The organism is Sphingomonas echinoides, from assembly GCF_029623395.1.
Taxonomy (GTDB): domain Bacteria; phylum Pseudomonadota; class Alphaproteobacteria; order Sphingomonadales; family Sphingomonadaceae; genus Sphingomonas; species Sphingomonas echinoides_A.
The window spans coordinates 1-16,841 of the sequence record NZ_JAPYKK010000011.1 but is presented as its reverse complement, the minus strand read 5'-3'; the positions used below and the strand labels follow the sequence as shown (position 1 = coordinate 16,841).

At 65.6% G+C, this 16,841-nt stretch carries 26 protein-coding genes and 1 tRNA gene; 21 read left to right on the top strand and 6 right to left on the bottom strand.

Going from position 1 to position 16,841, the window contains the following annotated elements:
- The first annotated feature begins 53 nt into the window (after positions 1-53).
- The 20 genes from QBJ92_RS08620 to QBJ92_RS08525 all read left to right on the top strand — a co-directional run bounded on the left by QBJ92_RS08620 (position 54) and on the right by QBJ92_RS08525 (position 9,573).
- Entirely contained in the window at positions 54-296 is a 243-nt protein-coding gene (locus tag QBJ92_RS08620; protein WP_277969275.1) for a hypothetical protein, read from the top strand.
- Positions 293-781 carry a hypothetical protein gene (locus tag QBJ92_RS08615; protein WP_277969274.1) on the top strand — a complete coding sequence of 163 codons (489 nt, stop codon included), beginning with the start codon at positions 293-295 and terminating at the stop codon, positions 779-781. Before QBJ92_RS08620 ends, QBJ92_RS08615 begins: the two co-directional genes overlap by 4 nt.
- On the top strand, positions 778-966 hold the full coding sequence (locus tag QBJ92_RS08610) for a hypothetical protein (protein ID WP_277969273.1): 189 nt from the start codon (positions 778-780) through the stop codon (positions 964-966). Before QBJ92_RS08615 ends, QBJ92_RS08610 begins: the two co-directional genes overlap by 4 nt.
- Positions 963-1,331 carry a hypothetical protein gene (locus QBJ92_RS08605; RefSeq protein WP_277969272.1) on the top strand — a complete coding sequence of 123 codons (369 nt, stop codon included), beginning with the start codon at positions 963-965 and terminating at the stop codon, positions 1,329-1,331. Before QBJ92_RS08610 ends, QBJ92_RS08605 begins: the two co-directional genes overlap by 4 nt.
- Positions 1,328-1,762, top strand: a complete 435-nt coding sequence (locus QBJ92_RS08600) for a hypothetical protein (RefSeq protein WP_277969271.1) — start codon at positions 1,328-1,330, stop codon at positions 1,760-1,762. Before QBJ92_RS08605 ends, QBJ92_RS08600 begins: the two co-directional genes overlap by 4 nt.
- Positions 1,762-2,115 (top strand): hypothetical protein, encoded by a 354-nt coding sequence (locus tag QBJ92_RS08595; RefSeq protein ID WP_277969270.1) that lies wholly within the window; start codon positions 1,762-1,764, stop codon positions 2,113-2,115. The genes QBJ92_RS08600 and QBJ92_RS08595 overlap by 1 nt, the downstream gene beginning before the upstream one ends.
- Positions 2,116-2,135: 20 nt before the next feature.
- Entirely contained in the window at positions 2,136-2,318 is a 183-nt protein-coding gene (locus QBJ92_RS08590) for a hypothetical protein (RefSeq protein WP_277969269.1), read from the top strand.
- Positions 2,319-2,329: 11 nt separating this feature from the next.
- Positions 2,330-2,485 (top strand): hypothetical protein, encoded by a 156-nt coding sequence (locus QBJ92_RS08585; RefSeq protein WP_277969268.1) that lies wholly within the window; start codon positions 2,330-2,332, stop codon positions 2,483-2,485.
- Positions 2,478-2,837 (top strand): hypothetical protein, encoded by a 360-nt coding sequence (locus QBJ92_RS08580; protein ID WP_277969267.1) that lies wholly within the window; start codon positions 2,478-2,480, stop codon positions 2,835-2,837. The genes QBJ92_RS08585 and QBJ92_RS08580 overlap by 8 nt, the downstream gene beginning before the upstream one ends.
- On the top strand, positions 2,834-3,007 hold the full coding sequence (locus tag QBJ92_RS08575) for a hypothetical protein (RefSeq protein ID WP_277969266.1): 174 nt from the start codon (positions 2,834-2,836) through the stop codon (positions 3,005-3,007). The genes QBJ92_RS08580 and QBJ92_RS08575 overlap by 4 nt, the downstream gene beginning before the upstream one ends.
- 208 nt (positions 3,008-3,215) lie before the next feature.
- A complete protein-coding gene (locus tag QBJ92_RS08570) occupies positions 3,216-3,566 on the top strand; it encodes a hypothetical protein (RefSeq protein WP_277969265.1) in 351 nt (116 codons plus the stop codon).
- Entirely contained in the window at positions 3,563-4,102 is a 540-nt protein-coding gene (locus tag QBJ92_RS08565) for a hypothetical protein (protein ID WP_277969264.1), read from the top strand. The genes QBJ92_RS08570 and QBJ92_RS08565 overlap by 4 nt, the downstream gene beginning before the upstream one ends.
- The gene (locus QBJ92_RS08560; protein WP_277969263.1) at positions 4,099-6,123 is read left to right on the top strand and encodes a DNA cytosine methyltransferase; all 2,025 of its coding nucleotides are present in this window, start codon (positions 4,099-4,101) and stop codon (positions 6,121-6,123) included. The genes QBJ92_RS08565 and QBJ92_RS08560 overlap by 4 nt, the downstream gene beginning before the upstream one ends.
- Positions 6,120-6,323: a hypothetical protein gene (locus QBJ92_RS08555; protein WP_277969262.1), complete on the top strand. Its 204-nt coding sequence runs from the start codon at positions 6,120-6,122 to the stop codon at positions 6,321-6,323. Before QBJ92_RS08560 ends, QBJ92_RS08555 begins: the two co-directional genes overlap by 4 nt.
- 27 nt (positions 6,324-6,350) lie before the next feature.
- Complete coding sequence (locus tag QBJ92_RS08550) at positions 6,351-7,040, top strand: MazG-like family protein (protein ID WP_277969261.1); 690 nt, start codon at positions 6,351-6,353, stop codon at positions 7,038-7,040.
- Positions 7,037-7,387 (top strand): hypothetical protein, encoded by a 351-nt coding sequence (locus QBJ92_RS08545; RefSeq protein ID WP_277969260.1) that lies wholly within the window; start codon positions 7,037-7,039, stop codon positions 7,385-7,387. The genes QBJ92_RS08550 and QBJ92_RS08545 overlap by 4 nt, the downstream gene beginning before the upstream one ends.
- Positions 7,384-7,662 (top strand): hypothetical protein, encoded by a 279-nt coding sequence (locus QBJ92_RS08540; RefSeq protein WP_277969259.1) that lies wholly within the window; start codon positions 7,384-7,386, stop codon positions 7,660-7,662. The genes QBJ92_RS08545 and QBJ92_RS08540 overlap by 4 nt, the downstream gene beginning before the upstream one ends.
- Positions 7,659-8,024 (top strand): hypothetical protein, encoded by a 366-nt coding sequence (locus tag QBJ92_RS08535; protein ID WP_277969258.1) that lies wholly within the window; start codon positions 7,659-7,661, stop codon positions 8,022-8,024. Before QBJ92_RS08540 ends, QBJ92_RS08535 begins: the two co-directional genes overlap by 4 nt.
- Positions 8,021-8,302, top strand: a complete 282-nt coding sequence (locus tag QBJ92_RS08530) for a hypothetical protein (RefSeq protein ID WP_277969257.1) — start codon at positions 8,021-8,023, stop codon at positions 8,300-8,302. Before QBJ92_RS08535 ends, QBJ92_RS08530 begins: the two co-directional genes overlap by 4 nt.
- Positions 8,302-9,573, top strand: a complete 1,272-nt coding sequence (locus QBJ92_RS08525) for a hypothetical protein (protein ID WP_277969256.1) — start codon at positions 8,302-8,304, stop codon at positions 9,571-9,573. The genes QBJ92_RS08530 and QBJ92_RS08525 overlap by 1 nt, the downstream gene beginning before the upstream one ends.
- An 81-nt stretch (positions 9,574-9,654) precedes the next feature.
- Here QBJ92_RS08525 and QBJ92_RS08520 read toward each other — a convergent pair.
- The 6 genes from QBJ92_RS08520 to QBJ92_RS08495 all read right to left on the bottom strand — a co-directional run bounded on the left by QBJ92_RS08520 (position 9,655) and on the right by QBJ92_RS08495 (position 15,674).
- A tRNA-Lys gene (locus tag QBJ92_RS08520) sits at positions 9,655-9,730 on the bottom strand.
- Positions 9,731-9,839: 109 nt separating this feature from the next.
- Positions 9,840-10,955, bottom strand: a complete 1,116-nt coding sequence (gene rodA / locus QBJ92_RS08515; protein WP_277969255.1) for a rod shape-determining protein RodA — start codon at positions 10,953-10,955, stop codon at positions 9,840-9,842.
- Positions 10,952-13,021 carry a penicillin-binding protein 2 gene (gene mrdA / locus QBJ92_RS08510; RefSeq protein WP_277969384.1) on the bottom strand — a complete coding sequence of 690 codons (2,070 nt, stop codon included), beginning with the start codon at positions 13,019-13,021 and terminating at the stop codon, positions 10,952-10,954. The genes rodA and mrdA overlap by 4 nt, the downstream gene beginning before the upstream one ends.
- Positions 13,022-13,050: 29 nt before the next feature.
- Entirely contained in the window at positions 13,051-13,560 is a 510-nt protein-coding gene (gene mreD, locus QBJ92_RS08505) for a rod shape-determining protein MreD (RefSeq protein ID WP_277969254.1), read from the bottom strand.
- The gene (gene mreC, locus QBJ92_RS08500) at positions 13,557-14,495 is read right to left on the bottom strand and encodes a rod shape-determining protein MreC (protein WP_277969253.1); all 939 of its coding nucleotides are present in this window, start codon (positions 14,493-14,495) and stop codon (positions 13,557-13,559) included. Before mreC ends, mreD begins: the two co-directional genes overlap by 4 nt.
- 132 nt (positions 14,496-14,627) lie before the next feature.
- Positions 14,628-15,674 carry a rod shape-determining protein gene (locus QBJ92_RS08495; RefSeq protein ID WP_010163754.1) on the bottom strand — a complete coding sequence of 349 codons (1,047 nt, stop codon included), beginning with the start codon at positions 15,672-15,674 and terminating at the stop codon, positions 14,628-14,630.
- A gap of 158 nt (positions 15,675-15,832) precedes the next feature.
- Between QBJ92_RS08495 and mutL the strand changes: the two genes are divergently transcribed.
- Positions 15,833-16,841 (top strand): DNA mismatch repair endonuclease MutL (mutL, locus tag QBJ92_RS08490; protein ID WP_277969252.1); only part of this gene is annotated, 1,009 nt, incomplete at its 3' end.

The window sequence follows — 16,841 nt, the reverse complement described above, 5'->3', positions numbered from 1 at the left end:
CGCCCTACTATCGTCACTTCATCAGCCGCACTGACGCGGCGATGGAGATCGACGTGGCATCGCTACTACCCGAAATTACGAACGAGACCGCGACGCCGATCGCGTGGGCAGGGGGCGATTGCCCGGTCCCGGCGAACACGCTGGTTCAAGTCCAGTGCGTCTTCGAAACCGAGTTCGACCACACCCAGCCGCCGCGAAAGGCATCGGCCTGGGCCCGCCGCTGGAACCGTGATTACGGCGATGAGTGCGGGATCACGCACTATGTGATCGTTGCTGACGCTGGCGGTGCAGCATGAAGCTCATCGTTATGGGTTGCTGCGCGACCAAGCGCGCCGCTGGCGGGGTAATGCACGCAATAGACCGGTATGACGGGCCAATGTGGCGCAGCCTTCGCGCCCGGATCGCTGAACTGCCTGACGCCGCCGCTGCGGTTGCGGCTGGCGAACTGAAGCTGATGGTTCTCAGCGCGAAGCTCGGTCTCATCGGTGTCGATGTGCCGATCGAGGATTACGATCTGCGGCTGACGGATCGCCGCGCTACGGAAATGCTCCGGGACCCCAGCTACGATCTCCAGATGTTGCCGCATTTGGTTCGGTCCGCTGAGGCGGTGCTGTTCGCGGGCGGGGCCCTGTACCGCGACACGATGTGGAAGGCCTCGGGCAGCACAGTCGCGCAGATCATGAAGATCTCCGAGACCGATGGTGCTGGCATCGGCGTTCACCGCGCCGAGCTGGGCGCGTGGCTCTACCAGCATTATGCGCCGATGAGGTTGGCAGCATGAACGCGCCGCAGAACCGCGAGCAGTTCTTGCGCTCGATCGAACAGATGGACGCGCTGAACCGTCAGGCCGCTCAGGCGCGCGCCGATGCTGAAAAACCGGAGCCCCTTTGGGTGTCCGCCGCAATGACCCTCGGTGTCGGCTTCGTCGTCGTGTCGCTGGTGCTTGCACGGGCATGGCTCGGATGATCCGCGTCGATGTCCGCCCGCGCCAGCGCAACAGCTACAAGGCTGACGCCGACCGCCGATTTCCATCTCATCTGGCGTGGTTGCGAAAGCGCCCGTGCCTGCTTGCTGGACGCGCGGGGCACGTCTGCGAAGGCGTGATGGAGGCCTCGCATTCCGATGCCGACGGCATGAAGGGCGTTTCGTTGAAAAGCCCCGACTATCACGCCGTGCCGCTCTGCTCGGGCGCGCACCGGGAGAAGGACAGCATCGGTCTGCTCACTTGGCAGGCTAAGTATGGCGTCGATCATTTTGAGGCGGGCAGGGCGTACGGTAAGGCATCGCCGCACCGCGCGCGCTGGTCGCATGTCGAGGGCGCGCCGCGGTGATGCGCGATCCGGATCTGGATCTGGCGATCGCCGAGCTGCGCCCCGTCTTCGCAAAGATGCGGGCGGAGCGCGCGAAGCTGCGCCATGAGAAGGTCCGCAACAACCTTAACACGCAGGCCGCGGTGTCGTCGTACGTTCGCGAGCTTGCATCAGAGATCGGGCTCCGCGCCGACCGGATCGGGCTCGATTACGACGCCTTTATCGCGATCCTCGCGACCGACGCCGCCGAGATCAAGCGGTCCAGGATCAACCGCAAGCCCTCCGCCCGACAAATGACGGTCGCGCTCGAGGCGCAGCGCAAGGGATGCGCGGAGCACGTCCGTGTGACCCTAGCCGCGCTCGCCCGCGCCGACGCCGATCATCGCGAGGCAGTCCGCCTCGACGCCGCCGCGCGCGAAGCGTGCCGCGCCTACACGGGATATTCCAACTGATGTCCGACACCCCTGAACCCCCGGCGCTGACCGCGCTGGAGGTCAAGATTGCCCTGCAGTCTTGGCCCAAGATCCGCCCCTCGTATCACGACGTCTGGCAAGGCCGGAAGGTTGAGGGTTCCCCCTGGACCTTGGAGCAGATCGCCACCCTTGAGAAGCGCAAGCCAGGCAGCAGCGAGAAGCGGGTGTGGTCGTACGAAGTGCCGCTGCTGATGCCCCGCGCCGATGACCCGTGGGCACCCTACCGCACCATCTACCTCCGTTGCCCGCTGATAGTGAAATCTCGCGACGGCCGGCGTGTCAAAATCATCACGCCCTCGGGCGAGATCAAATGGACGGACGCCAAGATATGAGCGCTTATCGCAAAGTGGAGGTGGCGACTGGCCACTTCCTGCCTCTTCGCCGCCTCACGACCGTGCCGCCGCGCGATGGCAAGGTGCTGTGCCGCCACCGGAACCGTAAGCTCCCGCCGTTCGAGATCGAGCAGGCACGCTGGGACGCCGCCACACCGCACACCCCCGACACGGGCCCGGTCCGCATGCGTGGTGCGCTGTGAGCGGCTGCTACATGTCGCCGGCTGGTCAGCGCTTTGTGCGCAACGACCGCCAGCACGTCGCCCGCGTCTTGGACGAGCGCGATCGCCTGGACCGGATCGATCCGCTCTGGGCACGCAAGCGTCTCGACCAGCTGCGCGTCGCGCGCGGGGCGGTGCGGCATGGCTGATGCTGCCGCACGCCAGTTGCACATCCTGCAGCACTCCCTCGGCGTCGATCAGTACGGGCAGGGCGAGCAATACCGTTCGCACTTCGCCACCGATGTCGGAAGCATTGATCACCGAGATTGCATGGCGCTGTTCGAGGCCGGTCTGATGAAGCGCCGGGCGAGCGTCAAAATGTATGGCGGCATGGATGCGTTCTTCGTCACCGACGAGGGCCGCGCGTTCGTTGCCGCCAACAGCCCGCCGCCGCCGAAGCTGACGCGTAGCCAGCGCCGCTATCAGGCCTGGCTCGACGCCGACTGCAACCTCTCTTTCATCGATTACTGCCGCCGTGCCGGTGCGGGAACTTCAGCATGAAGCGCACCTGCCGCCGCCGCACCTTCGCTCAGGTTCGTCGAGAGGAGCACGTCTCCCTCGCGAGCTATCTCGAAAACCACGCCGACAAGCTCGACGCCTCCGATCAACGAGAAATTGGATCGGCCGTCCGCGCGCTCGCCGGAAATCTCAAGGCAGGATTCGCAGATTGAACAGGGACACCCTCAAGGCCGCGATCGCCGGAGCCGAGCGCTTCCTGAAGCGTGCCAAATCGATCCCTGCTCCTGTCAAACGCGTTAGGACTTGGGACAGCTCAGGCGAGAAGTTTTTCGACGTAAGCATCGATCCCAAGGACAGCGCCGCGGTCCGGCGGTCGAGCATGGACCTGACGCGGGCGCTTGCAGATCTGCGGAGGCCGTCATGACGGACGTGTCGACGCTCGATTTCGCAGCCGCCGCGCCAATTATCAAGCGCCTTGCCGAGGTCGCCGAGGCATTGGGCCACGCCGCAGGCGTCAGTGCCGTGCAGACGGTCGGCAGCTTTGTTTCGTACCTCGCCGAGCATCCGGAAGACATCGAGCTGCTGCTCAGGTTTGGCGCGTCCGAACTGCCGGAGGACTGGATCCACTACGGCTGCCTGACCTGGAAAGGTGCTGACGGCAAGCTCCACCACCCCGCGGACGTCCGCCGCATCGTCGGCGCGCCCGAGACCCCCGTCTATTTCCGGCATGCTCCGCGCACCGCCGTCCCTCATCGTGGAGACGCGAAGTGATCACCAAAGCCTTGATCTTGAGCCATGCGGCTGCTGTCGGCCTGACGTGCACAGCCGTCGAAGTGGTGCCGCCTGCGTATAACGCAGCCAAAGCGCGGTTAGTGAAGCCCGCCGAACATCGCCGGTCCGCGACGAAGCCGAATACGCACCGCAAGGCCACCGCCGTTCCGGTCTGCCCGCCAGCGGGGATCGCCACTCTCGGCTCTCTCCCTGACCTGTCGCGCCCACTGGTTGCGATGGACAGCGACTTTGAGGACGCGGTGCTGTCCGGCTCGACGATGCAGAGCTCCGCGCGATCGCCGTGGGGTGGTGGTGTCCAAGCGTCCGCGATCGGGCTCGTCCGACCGGGCGGGGCAGGCGGGGTCGGTACCGCGCCGCCCGCCGCCGGCACCTCAGTCGCCACGCCGACTGACGAAGCGCCAGTGTCCGCTTTGCCCGAGCCCAAGTCGTGGCTCTTCATGATCGCAGGGGTGCTGCTCATTGGTGCGATGCTGCGCCGCCGCCGCGCTGCGCCGGATCTGGGAGCCGTCGCGTGATCGGTGCGGCAACAGCGCAGGCACGCGAGTCCTTCTCGCATGGCCTATTCATCGACGGGTTCGCAGGCGGGGGCGGGGCAAGCACCGGTATCGCACAGGCGATTGGTCGCGACGTCGATATCGCCATCAACCACAGCCCCAGCGCGATCGCGATCCACAAGGCGAACCATCCGACGACCGAGCATCACTGCCAAGATATCCGCGCCGTCTGGCCGCGGCAGGCCACCCGGCTCCGACCAGTCGCGGGAGCGTGGTTCTCGCCGGACTGCAAGGAATATTCGAAGGCCAAGGGTGCGCCGGTCAAGAACCGCCATATCCGCGCGCTCGCGGGCGAAATTGTCGGCTGGCTCAAGGACGTCCGGCCGACCGTGGCCTATGTCGAGAACGTCGAGGAGTTCGAATACGCCGCGCCGCTCGATGCGCACGGCGTTCCGCTTCCGGACGCGAAGGGCAAGGAATTCAAGAAGCTCGTCCGCAGCTGGCGCGCCGAGGGGTACAAGGTCGAGTGGAAGGTTCTGCGCGCCTGCGATTACGGCACGCCGACCAGCCGGAAGCGCCTCTACATCGTCATGCGCTGCGACGGGCTGCCGATCGTGTGGCCGAAGCCGACGCACGGCCCGCCCGGGTCGCCAGGTGTGCGCAGCGGGAAGCTGCTGCCGTACCTGACCGCCGCCAGCTGCATCGACTGGTCGATCCCGTGCCCGTCGATCTTCGGCCGGTCGCGCGAGCTTGTAGAGGCGACCAAGCGCCGCATCGCCGCCGGCGTCGTCCGCTATGTCCTGCAGCGTCGCCCGTTCATCGTCGAAGGCAAGCTCGCGCCGCACGTGACCAAGTTCCACAGCGGCAGTGTCGGGTCGGCGATCGACAAGGAAATGCCGACCGTCACCAGCAACGGCAATCCGGCTCGCCCCGCGGGAGTCATGCCGCTCGGGCTGGTCGGCGCGCACCTGGAGAAGTTCAGCGAGAACAGCCGCGGCAAGTCGCCCGCCGATCCGCTCGATACGGTGATGGCAGGCGCGACGCGACACGGGACCGTGGAGACAATGCTCGCGCCTTTCGTGACGCCGGTCACGCATCAGGGCGCGGTGCGGGTCCATGATATTCAGGAACCCCTCCGGACGGTGACGGGCGCGCACCGCGGGGAGCTTGCGTACACCGAGGCTTCGCTTGCCTCGTTCATCACCTACGGCCAGCATGGCGGCCTCAACCGCTCCGCCGAGGATCCGCATCATACGATCGCGGCTTCCAAGAAGGACACCAACGGCGCCGCGGTAGTGTTCCTATCGAAGTTCGCCACCGGCAACGATGCGACCAGCCTCTACGAGCCGACGCCGACGATCGAGGGCAAGTCGAAGCACGCAGAGGTCGCGGCGTTCCTGTCGACATTCAACGGCAGCAACACGACGGGCGGGGGCGGCGACGCCGAGGAGCCCCTGAAGACGGCGCGTGCGGGCGGGCAGCATCATTCGGTCGCCGCCGCCCATATGGCGCAGTTCAACAACAACCCTGACGGATCGGTCAATGCCGGGCACGACATGCGGGATCTGGTCAGCACCGTTGCGACCCGCGGCCCGCACCAGGGCGTGATCGAGACGAAGCTGATCGAGGAGGGCGCGCTCCCCCCCGAACTGCTCGAGCGCGCAGTGATGACCGCGGCGTTCCTCGTGAAATACTACGGGGAGGGTGGCCAGCACCAGGCGGTCGACCGGCCCCTCGACGTGGTGACCACCAAGGCGCGCTATGCCGTCGTCACCGTGACGATCGATGCCGTGACCTACGTCATCGTCGATATCGGTCTGCGCATGCTCAAGCCGCGCGAGCTCGCGCGCGCGCAGGGCTTTCCTAAGGGATACGTCCTCGACCCGATCGTGCGGAAGTTCGTCCGCGGCAAGTGGGTCGAGCAGCGCCTCACCATCGCAGAGCAGATCAGCGCGATCGGCAACAGCGTGTGCCCGCCGATGGCCCGCGCCCTGGTCGCGGCAAACCAACCCGGAATCGCAGATTTGAGGATGGCAGCATGAACGACACCCCCACCGCCGCGCCGATGCGCGATGATGCTACGCCGGAACAGCAGGGCTTCGATGCATTTCGTTCTGGGCGCGCGCGCGTTACGCCGTATCCACCGAGCCCCGCCGCCGTGATGTGGTTGAACGGCTGGGACATCGCGCAATCTGCATTCCGCCTCGCGCACACCCCCCGCCCCGTAGCCGGAGATGATTAGTCGACCGTGTTCTATGAGCTTGCAACGATGCTCGGCATTGGTGCGCAGGCAACATCGCCAGCAGAGGTGTGGCGCGATCAGATGCGTCCGAAGCTGGAAGCGCTGACGGCACGTACCGACGCTGCCGGTACGGTTGATCGGGCGGCACTCGCCAAACTGCTGAACGAAGCGGGCGGGCCGCGCCAGATTGCCGGTGAGACAGATGCGCCGCTGTTCGCGGACAGCAAGTCCGAGGTTCAGGAATATTGGCTGGAGATGGCGGACGCAGCCATCGCCGCGCCGATGCACGAGGACTTCCTGGCTCAGTTGCGTTGCGTCAACGCCGACAGGCTAGCGGCATGGTGCAGCGAAACGGAACTTCCCGACGGCCTGTTCCACGCCACCGAGCTTGGCGGCGAGGTCGGCGAGGTGCTCAAAGTCGTCAAGAAGCTGCACCGGGGAGCGTCGGGCTGGCGGGGTTCGCGCGCTACCGTCGCGGATCTTGCCGAAGAGATCGGCGACGTCGTCGTCTGCCTCGACAAGCTGGCCGCGTATTACGGGATCGATCTGGCTCAAGCCACTGCTGCCAAGTTCAACGCGACATCGGAGAAGGTCGGTCTGCCTCACCGCCTGCCCGCCGCTCAATCCGCAAAGGGATTCAGTCGGTTCGATCCGCCTGGATTGTGGGAGAGCGAGCCTCGGTCGAGCGCGGACGATGCCGGGGAGGTGGGTCGATGAGCGAGCAACTTAAGCCTCTGTCATTCCACGACTGGCACGACGACATCGGACCGGTCCTGTGGTGGGAATGGCCGATCAAGGAAGAACCCTATGTCGGTTCACCGCTCGATCTGGGCCGGACGGTAAGCTTTGATGTGACCGTGCAGATCGGAGTCGATCTCTATGAGGTCGAGCCGAAGAAGGCCGGAATGACGGGCGGGTGGCCTTGGCAGGATGCTGGCGATGAGGTGCTTTCGTACCTGTTCTGGTTGCCCCTACCAGATGTCAACGCGCTCGATATCGCAATCCGAGATCACATCCGCGGCGGGCCGGACCCGATGCAAGACGATGGAGGCGATCAGCAATGAAAGACGTCGTCACCACCGAGACTCACGTTCGGAAACATCAGGCGTTTGTGCCCGCGGCAGAACTCGAGCGGATTATCGCCGACGCCATTTGTAAAAAGATCGCGCGTGGGCCGGCCAGTCCGCTTGCGCCGGGTGTGTCCTTCCAGGTCCTGTTCGAAGACGAGACTGCCGGCTCGCCTCCATACAAGACCGGCACCAAGGCGACGGTGACGATCACTGAGAACTTGATGGTCTGTCTTCCCGGATTCCTCGTCAAGAAGGAGGGCGAGCGATGAGCGACGCATTCTATATCGTCGACGTTCGGAAGGACTTTCGCGGCAACCCGTACATCACGCTCTGGCGCCCGAAGAACGCGGGCTATGCGTACCCGCTGCCATGGGCGGGTGAGTACAGCCGAGAGACGATCGACGCGAACCCCGACTATTATCACCGGCACCGGTACGGCACCGCGCCGGCGTTCGATCGGTTCCCAGTCCCGTGCGACCTGGCGCAGCGGTTCGCGACCGATCCGGAGCCGGGGCGCATCGACGGCAATGCCGGCCCCGTGATTCCCAACACCGCCGCCGTCCGGGCCGCGCTGCGCCGCGCGCGCTACGTGCCCACCGGTCTGCGCAATTTGAGAAAGGTAAGCCAGTGAGTGCCGCAACCGCAAACGACCGGTCCGGGGACGGGCCGGGGCGCGTCCGCTTGGCCGGTCTTCCGAACTGGCCGGCTGCGTTGACCGAATCTGAGGCGCTTGAATACACTCGCGTCAGCGTTGCGCAGATCAAGGAATGGCGCGACCGCGGCACGGTGCGTTTCGTCCCACGCGGCCGCAATGGCGCGGCGATCGCGCGTCGCTCGGACCTCGACGCGGCAATGGCGGCGATGTTCGAGAGCGGCTCGGTCACCGGCACGGATGGATGGTTCGACTGATGGCACTGGATCGTCTTCCAGCCTACGTCCGCAAGCTCCGCAATGCGGCCGGTGAGCCCGTCTATTATTGGGAACTGCCCGCATGGGCGCGCCCGGTGAAGGACGAGAAGACCGGGGCGATGGTGCCCGCAATGCGCAACGGCAAGCCGATGCTTCTTGCCTCGGAAAAACTCGGCTCGGATCTGGCCGAGGTGCATCGCAAAGCGCAGTTGCTGAACGCGGCGCTGACCGACTGGCGGAAGGGTGCGGAAGGAGCTTCGATGGTCCCGGGCAGCGTCGAGTGGCTGTTCCAGTGGTACCGCAAGCAGGCGCGCTTCACGTCAAAGAAGGCAAAGACCCGTGCGGATTACGGCAAGCTGATGGATATGCTTGCCGCGCGCGAGACGAAGAAGGGCGCGCCGCCGTTCGGCAAGCGCCGGGCCGCCGACGTTGATGCCGCCGCTTCCGACCGACTGTACGAAATGCTGCGCGCGGATACCGGGCCGCGCCAGGCGAGCTACGCCATGCAGGTCTGCCGCTTGGTTTGGTCGTGGGCGACGCGACATTACAAGGCGACGGGGGTCAAGGAGAACCCGTTCATGGGAATGGGGCTCACGAGCACCGCTGCCAAGGGCAACCGGGCAACGTCGCGCGCCGAATACACCGCCTACCGCGCGAAGGCCGTCGAAATGGGCTTTCAGTCGATGGCAACCGCCGCCGCACTGTGCTTCGAGGGATGCCAGCGGGTGTCCGATGCCTTTGGCTATGTCGATCCGGACGCGCCGGACCGCGCCGCGATCGTTTGGGAAGGCTACCAGCCCGGGGTCGAGATCACGCTTGTTCAGTCCAAGACCGGCAACCCCGTTACGCTTCCGCTATTCGAAGAGGTTCCGGCCGAGGGGTGCGGCGTCGAGCGTGTGCCGCTCTATCCCGAACTCGAGGAAGAGCTCGCGCGGTCCCGCGCAGCGACGAGGTCCGCGACCGGCCCGATCGTTGTCGAGGAGCGCAGCGGCAAGCGCTACGTCGAGCGGCGCATGTCGAACGTCCATCGCAAGATCTGCGACGCAGCCGGGTTGCCCAAGGACATGACCTTCACCGGCTTCCGGCATGGCGGCATCACCGAGATTGGCGACGCGGGCGAAGACGACGTGCGGCCGGTTTCCGGTCACAAGACGCTCGCTGTCACCCGGATTTACAACAAGGCGAACGCGGAAAAAGCGCGTCGAATCGCGGGTGCACGACGCCGGCATATCGCCGCAATCGGGGCTCTGGACGAAGCGAGAACGAAATGAGTTTGTCGGAAAGCGTGTCGGAGAACATGTCGGAGCGCTCGCGCGCTTCGGCAGAAAACCTAAGGATTCCAAAGTGAAGAGTGGTGGACGCACTTGGGCTCGAACCAAGGACCCGCTGATTAAGAGTCAGCTGCTCTACCAACTGAGCTATGCGTCCATTCCCGCTTGGTAGGGACAGTGCCGAAGCGCTGTCGTTGCCGGGAGGCGGTCGGTTAGCAGTGCGCGCGCAGGTTGCAAACCCTTTTTTACACTGCACCGCAAAAAAGTTACCACCGCGCCTCGATTTTGCGGTTCGATCGGTCGATCGACATCAGGATTCCCAGGCACAGCATGAACGTCATCTGGCTCGATCCGCCGTTGCTGATGAGCGGAAGCGGCACGCCTACGACCGGCGCCATGCCCATCACCATCGCCATATTGATCGCCACGTAATAGAAGATCGTCGCGGCGAGCCCCGCGGCGGTAAGCTTGGCGAAGCGGGATTGGGACTGGAGCGCGGTCGATACCCCCCATTGCACGATCAGGACGAAGGCGATGATCAGCAATACGCCGCCGACCAATCCCCACTCCTCCATCATCGTTGCCAAAGCGAAATCGGTATGGCCCTCCGGCAAGTAATCCAGATGGCTCTGGGTGCCGTTGAGGAACCCCTTGCCCAGAATACCGCCCGATCCGATCGCGATCTTCGACTGGCTGATGTGATAGCCGATTCCAAGCGGATCGCTTTCGGGATCGAGGAAGACGAGGATGCGGTTGCGCTGATATTCGTGCAGCACGAAATTGAACGCGATCGGCACCGCCGCACCGAGCGCAAGCGCGCCCCCGATGAACAAGCGCAGCGGGACACCCGCAAGAAACATCACCGTGATCCCGCCAATCGTGATCATCAACGCGGTGCCGAGGTCGGGCTGTTTCATCACCAGCGCGGCGGGGAGCAAGATCAGGATCGCCGCGGGCCAGATCGCGTTGAACCGCCGTGTTTCATTGGGCGGCAGCATGTCGTAGAATTTGGCACAGGCGAGCACGATGCACGGCTTCATCAGCTCGGACGGTTGCAAGCGCATGAACCCGACGTCGAGCCAGCGCTGGCCGCCGCCACGCACCGCCCCGACCAGTTCGACCAGCACCAGCATGACGCACAGCAGGACATAGGCAGGCAGCGCGCCGGTCTGCCACCAGCGTTCCGGGACGCGCGCCAGGGCTAGCGCGCCGCCCAGCAACATGAAGAAGCGGATCCCCTGCGACATCGCCCACGGCTGGATACTGCCGCCCGCGGCGGAATAGAGGATCAGGAGATCGAAACACCCGATCGCCAGCACCAGCAGAATGATCTTCCACGGCAACTGGATCAGCGGCGCGGGAACGATGCTGCGACTGCTCATTCCAGGTCGTGCTCCGTACTGCCTGACTCGGCCACGGTGTTACCCGGGGCAGCGGAGTTCGCGAGGGCTTCGGCCGAGGCCGCATCGGCCGCCGCTGCAGCGCGCACGGCGGGCGCGTCGGTAGCGGCGGGGACGCCCATCTCGGTCTGGACGCCGGTGGTCGGCTTGGGGGCGTTCGCGGCGCGGTAGGCGGCGCTCTCGGCCGCCATGCGCGTGCGGATATCGCCACCCCATGTCGGTTCGGCTTCGGCGAGCGATGCAATTGCGCGATCGCGGTCGAACAGCCACGTCATGATGTCGCGCCCGATCAACGGGGAATCGAGGTTGCGCACGGTGTGGCCGCCGTGTTCGAGCACGACGCTGGCGGCGTACCGCGGGTTGTCGGCGGGGGCGAAACAGACGAACAACGCGTGATCGCGCAGCTTGAAGGGCAGCGACGCGTTCTTGAGCACGCCGGATCCACGCTCCGCCATCGAGATTCGCCGAACCTGCGCGGTGCCCGTCTTGGCCGCAATCGACACGCCCGGAATCAGCATCCGCGCCGCGCCCCCGGTACCACCTTGGTTGACCACGCCGTACATCGCGTCGCGCACCAGGGCGAGGTGGTCGGGAGAATAGGGCAGGGGGGCTGCACCATGATGGATCTGGCTCGCGAGAATACTCGGTTCGAGGTGTTTCCCCGAAGCGAGCCGCGCCGCCATCACGGCCAATTGCAGCGGATTGGACAGCACATAGCCCTGGCCGATCGATGCGTTCAACGAATCCGCAACGGTCCAATCCGTCTTGTATTTCCGTAGCTTCCAGGCAGGATCTGGCATCGTGCCGTACCGCTGCGACCCAAATGGCAAGTCGAACTTCTGGCCGAGCCCGACGGTTCGCGCGATCGGTGCGATGCGGTCGTAACCGAGCCGACGGACCATCTCGTAAAAGTAGATGTCGCAGCTCTGCATCACGGCGTTCTTCATATCGAGCGGCCCGTGCCCGCGCTTCTTGTGGCAGTGGAACACGCCGGTGCCGAGCCGCATCGCGCCGGTGCAGTTGATCCGCTGGTTCGGGTCGACCCCGGCCTCCAGCAGAGCGAGCGCGTTCATCGGCTTCACGGTCGATCCGGGTGGATACAAGCCTTGCAGCACCTTGTTCATCAGCGGAACATGGTCGTTCTCCGACAGCATCTTCCATTCGAGATGGCTTATCCCGTCGGAGAAGGCATTCGGATCGTACGCCGGCATCGAGACCATCGCGAGCATCTCGCCGGTCAGGCAGTCGATGACCACGACCGAGCCCGAGTTGGTCCCCAGCCGCCGCGCGGCATATTCCTGCAAACCGGCATCGATCGTCAGGCGCGCGTTCTGGCCCGGCTGATCGGGCTTTGTCGCGAGTTCGGCGACGAGCTTGCCGCGCGCGGTCACTTCTACGCGTTTCTGCCCGGCGACACCGCGGAGAGTCTTTTCCAACGTCTTTTCAAGGCCATCCTTACCGAGCTTGAAACCCGGTGTGACCATCAGCTGATCGTGCGTCTGCTTGTACTGGTCCGCCGAGGCGGCACCGACGTAGCCCGTCAGATGGGCAACGGCGGCAGCAGCCGGATAGCTTCGTGAGAAGCCGCGAGTAGGGGCGACGCCGGGCAACTCCGGCAGCCGCACGCTCACCGCGGCGAACCGCTCCCAGTCGAGGTTTTCGGCGACCTGGACTGGCTGGAACCCGGCGGCGTGGCCGAGATCGGCATTGAGCCGTTCCATTTCCTCCGGCGGTAATCGCAGGATGTCGCGCAACAGCGCGAGCACGCGGTCCTTGTCCTCCAACCGGTCGGGAATGATGTCCACGCGAAAGTCGGTGCGGTTGTTGGCGATCGGCGCGCCGTGGCGGTCGACGATCCAGCCCCGCCGCGGTGGCACCAGCGTCATGTTGACGCGGTTGCTCTCCGACAGATTGGTGTAATGCTCGTTCTCGGCAACGGCGAGCCACGCCATCCGCCCGGCGAGCGCAAGCCCGACCGCGCCCTGGCCGACGCCCAACAGCACCGCCCGCCGCGAAAAGCTGAAACTTTGCGCGGCCTCGGTCATCATCTTGTTCGAATTGCCGAAGGTCGGTCCGTTCACACCGTTTCCTCCTCGCGCGTGAGCATCGTGCAGATGCGCGTCGCGAGGGGAAACAACAAGGTGGTTACCGCAATCTGGAGCATCAAAAGCGTGTCGACGTGTGCGGCGAGCGGTGAAACGACCAAACGGCCCAGAATCAGGCAGAAGCAGATCGATCCGCCGGCGATCAGCCAGTCCTGCCAGAAATCGCGAAACACGATCCGCTGGTCGATCAGGTCGATCATGAAGGAGCACAGCGTCCAGAACAGCATCGAATTGCCGAGCGGCTGACCACTGAGGAGATCGTCGTACAGGCCAAGCGGCAGCGATGCCCATACCGGGAGGCTCAGCGGGCGCGACAACCGCCAGCCGAGCAGCATCAGCAATCCGAGCGGCGGGAATAACGGGACATGCGCGATCACCGGCCATACCGCGAAGGTCGACGCGGCCAGGACCGACACGGCGGGCACGAAGCGCCCGAAACTCGTGTCCGGTGGCTCGTCGAAGGGACCGCGGATCTGGCTCATCGCGCGACCGGCTTTGACGCGGTCGGCGTGGCCTTGGTCTTGGGCTTGGGGGTCGGTTTGGGCGCGGGCTGCGGCACCGTGAGCGGAGGTGGCGTCGGCATGAAGGCGCGTTGGACCATCGCGTAATCGAGCGTGTCGGGTTGCGCATAGGTCCGCGCAAGCCCGGCCTCGGGACCGCGGCGGATCACGTGCGCGACCGGAATGCCGGGCGGGTAGATTCCGCCGATCCCGGAGCTGACGAACACATCGCCCGGGCCGAATGCGGCGGTGGCGGTCGCGACCGAGCGGATGTCAACCAGTCCGTCGCCACGCCCGGCCGCAAGCGCTGGCATGCCGTCGCGAGTCCGGCGGACCGGGACGACGCTTTCCGGATCGACCAGCAGCAGGACGCGGGCGCTGTTCGGGCCGGTTTCGAGGATCCGCCCGACGAGGCCGTCCGGACCGATGACGGGCTGCCCCGACGCAACCCCTTGCCAGGATCCCGCATTGAGCACCGCGAAGCGGCGCGTGCTGGTTACGGAGGAGCTCACCAGACGCGCGGTCACGACGGGTTCGGCGACCCGCTCACGCAGCCGCAGCAGCGCCGCGAGGCGACGGTTCTCGTAGCCAAGCGATCGTGCGCGCATGAACAGGGCGTGCTGGTCGGAAAGTTGCTTGCGCAAGCGCTTGTTCTCGTCGTGCACGCCGAAATAGCTGCCGACGGACCCGGGGATCGCACCGAACCATTGACCGACCGTGGAGAGCCCCGACGAGACGGGCGTGGTCACTTCCGCAACGGTCGCGCGCAGGACGGCGAACGCAGGCGGATCGATCGCCGACAAGGCAAGCAGCACCGCAGCGACCAGCGAGCCCGCCGCCGCGATCACATATCCAAGGAACAGACCATATTGCGCCCGTCGCGAAAAACCCGGGCGCCGATTACGAGGCGGCGCCATGATACCCCCATCCCAAGGCCCAAGGGCCGCCTGATGCTACGATGTGTAGCGAGGGCCGTCCGCGCTGAGTAGGGGTTCGCGTACCCATCCTGCTCGACAGCCTTGATCGTCCGTGTGTCGCCTCCGCACCGCTCACGCGCTGTGGAGCACACCTCGGTAAATCGGATCCTCGAGCGCACGCCCGGTGCCGAGCGCAACGCAGGTGAGGGGGTCGTCCGCGATCGTGACGGGCAGGCCGGTCTCGTCGCGCAGAACCTCGTCGATGCCCTTGAGCAACGCGCCGCCGCCGGTAAGCACGATGCCCTGATCGACGATATCCGCCGCCAGTTCGGGTGCCGTATTCTCGAGCGCGATGCGAACGCCCTCGACGATCTGGCCGACCGGCTCGCTGAGCGCCTCGGCGATCTGGCCCTGGTTGATCTGGATTTCCTTGGGAACGCCGTTGACGAGATCGCGGCCCTTGACGTGGATCGTCAGGCCGATCCCGTCGAGCGGCGGCTTCGCCACGCCGACTTCCTGCTTGATCCGCTCCGCGGTCGCATCGCCGATCAGGAGGTTGTGGTTGCGACGGACATAGGAGACGATCGCCTCGTCCATCTTGTCGCCGCCGACGCGCACCGAGGTGGTGTAGGCGAGCCCACGCAGCGACAGCACCGCGACTTCGGTCGTGCCGCCGCCGATGTCGACGACCATCGAGCCGATCGGCTCGGTGACGGGCATGTCCGCGCCGATCGCGGCGGCCATCGGCTCCTCGATCAGCCACACCTGCGATGCGCCCGCGTTCGACGCCGCATCGCGGATCGCGCGGCGCTCGACCGAGGTCGAGCCAGAGGGGACGCAAATGACGATCTGCGGCCAGCGCATGAAGCGCCGCTGCCCGCCGTGGACCTTGCGGATGAAGTGCGCGATCATCTGCTCGGCGACGTCGATATCGGCGATGACGCCGTCACGTAAGGGGCGGATCGCCTGGATGCTGTCGGGGGTCTTGCCCATCATCAGCTTGGCGTCGTCGCCGACCGCCTTGACGCGCTTGACGCCGTTGAGCGTCTCGACCGCGACGACCGAGGGTTCATTGAGCACGATCCCGCGGCCGCGCAGATAGACGACCGTGTTGGCGGTCCCCAAATCGATCGCCATGTCGTGCGAGGAGAAGCGAAAGAGATTCGAGAAAAAGCCCATGGATCGTTCCGTTTCACGCCGGGTGCGGTGGCTTCCGGCAGGTCGCATTTCGCCCCCGCGACGTGCTTATAATCGTGGCTTTCAGAACGACACGCACGCTCTGGTTAAGTCACGGTTACGGCTCGCGGGATGGCGTCGCTTGGGCTAGAGCTTAAGGCATGTCAATACGCCGCCTCCCCGAACATCTCGTCAATCGTATCGCTGCCGGTGAAGTGGTGGAACGGCCAGCCAGCGCGTTGAAGGAGCTGGTCGAGAATGCGATCGACGCGGGCGCGACGCGGATCGCGGTGCGGTTGGGCGGCGGTGGGACCGATCTTGTCGAAGTGACCGACGACGGCTGCGGGATGGGGCCTGACGACATGGCGCTGGCGCTCGAACGGCATGCGACGTCCAAGCTGCCCGATGAGGCGATCGAGGCGGTCAGCACGCTCGGATTTCGCGGTGAGGCGTTGCCCTCGATCGCGAGCGTCGCCCGGATGACGCTCGAGAGCCGCATGCCCGGCGCGGAAGGCTGGTCCAGGATCGTCGACAACGGCGTGCTTGTCGCGGAAGGCCCCGCCGCAATCCCGCCCGGGACTCGCGTTCGGGTCGAGGCGCTGTTCGAGCGCGTTCCGGCACGGCGCAAGTTCCTCCGCTCGCCCCGCGCCGAATTCGCGGCGTGCATGGATGTCGTCCGCCGCCTGGCGATGGCACGGCCCGATATCGGTTTTTCGGTCGAGCATGATGGGCGGCGGTCGCTGTCGGTCAGCGCGGAGGAAACGCTCCCCGATCGAGTCGCCGCGCTAACCGACCGCGGGCTCATCGCCAATGGGGTAGGGGTCGACTTCGTGCGCGAGGGGATCGGCCTCGGCGGGATTGCCGGATTGCCGACCTTCAACCGCGGGATCGCCGACCATCAATATCTATTCGTCAACGGGCGCCCGGTGAAGGATCGCCTGCTGATCGGTGCGATCCGCGGGGCCTATGCCGAGATGATGCCACGCGATCGGCATGCGGTGGTGGCGCTGTTCCTCGACGTCCCGCCCGATGCGGTCGACGTCAACGTCCATCCCGCCAAGACCGAAGTCCGGTTTCGCGACCCGGCGCTGGTGCGCGGGTTGATCGTCAGCGGGTTGCGGAGGGCGCTGGACGAGGCGGGGCACCGTAGCCAGCGGCCCACGCAAAGCT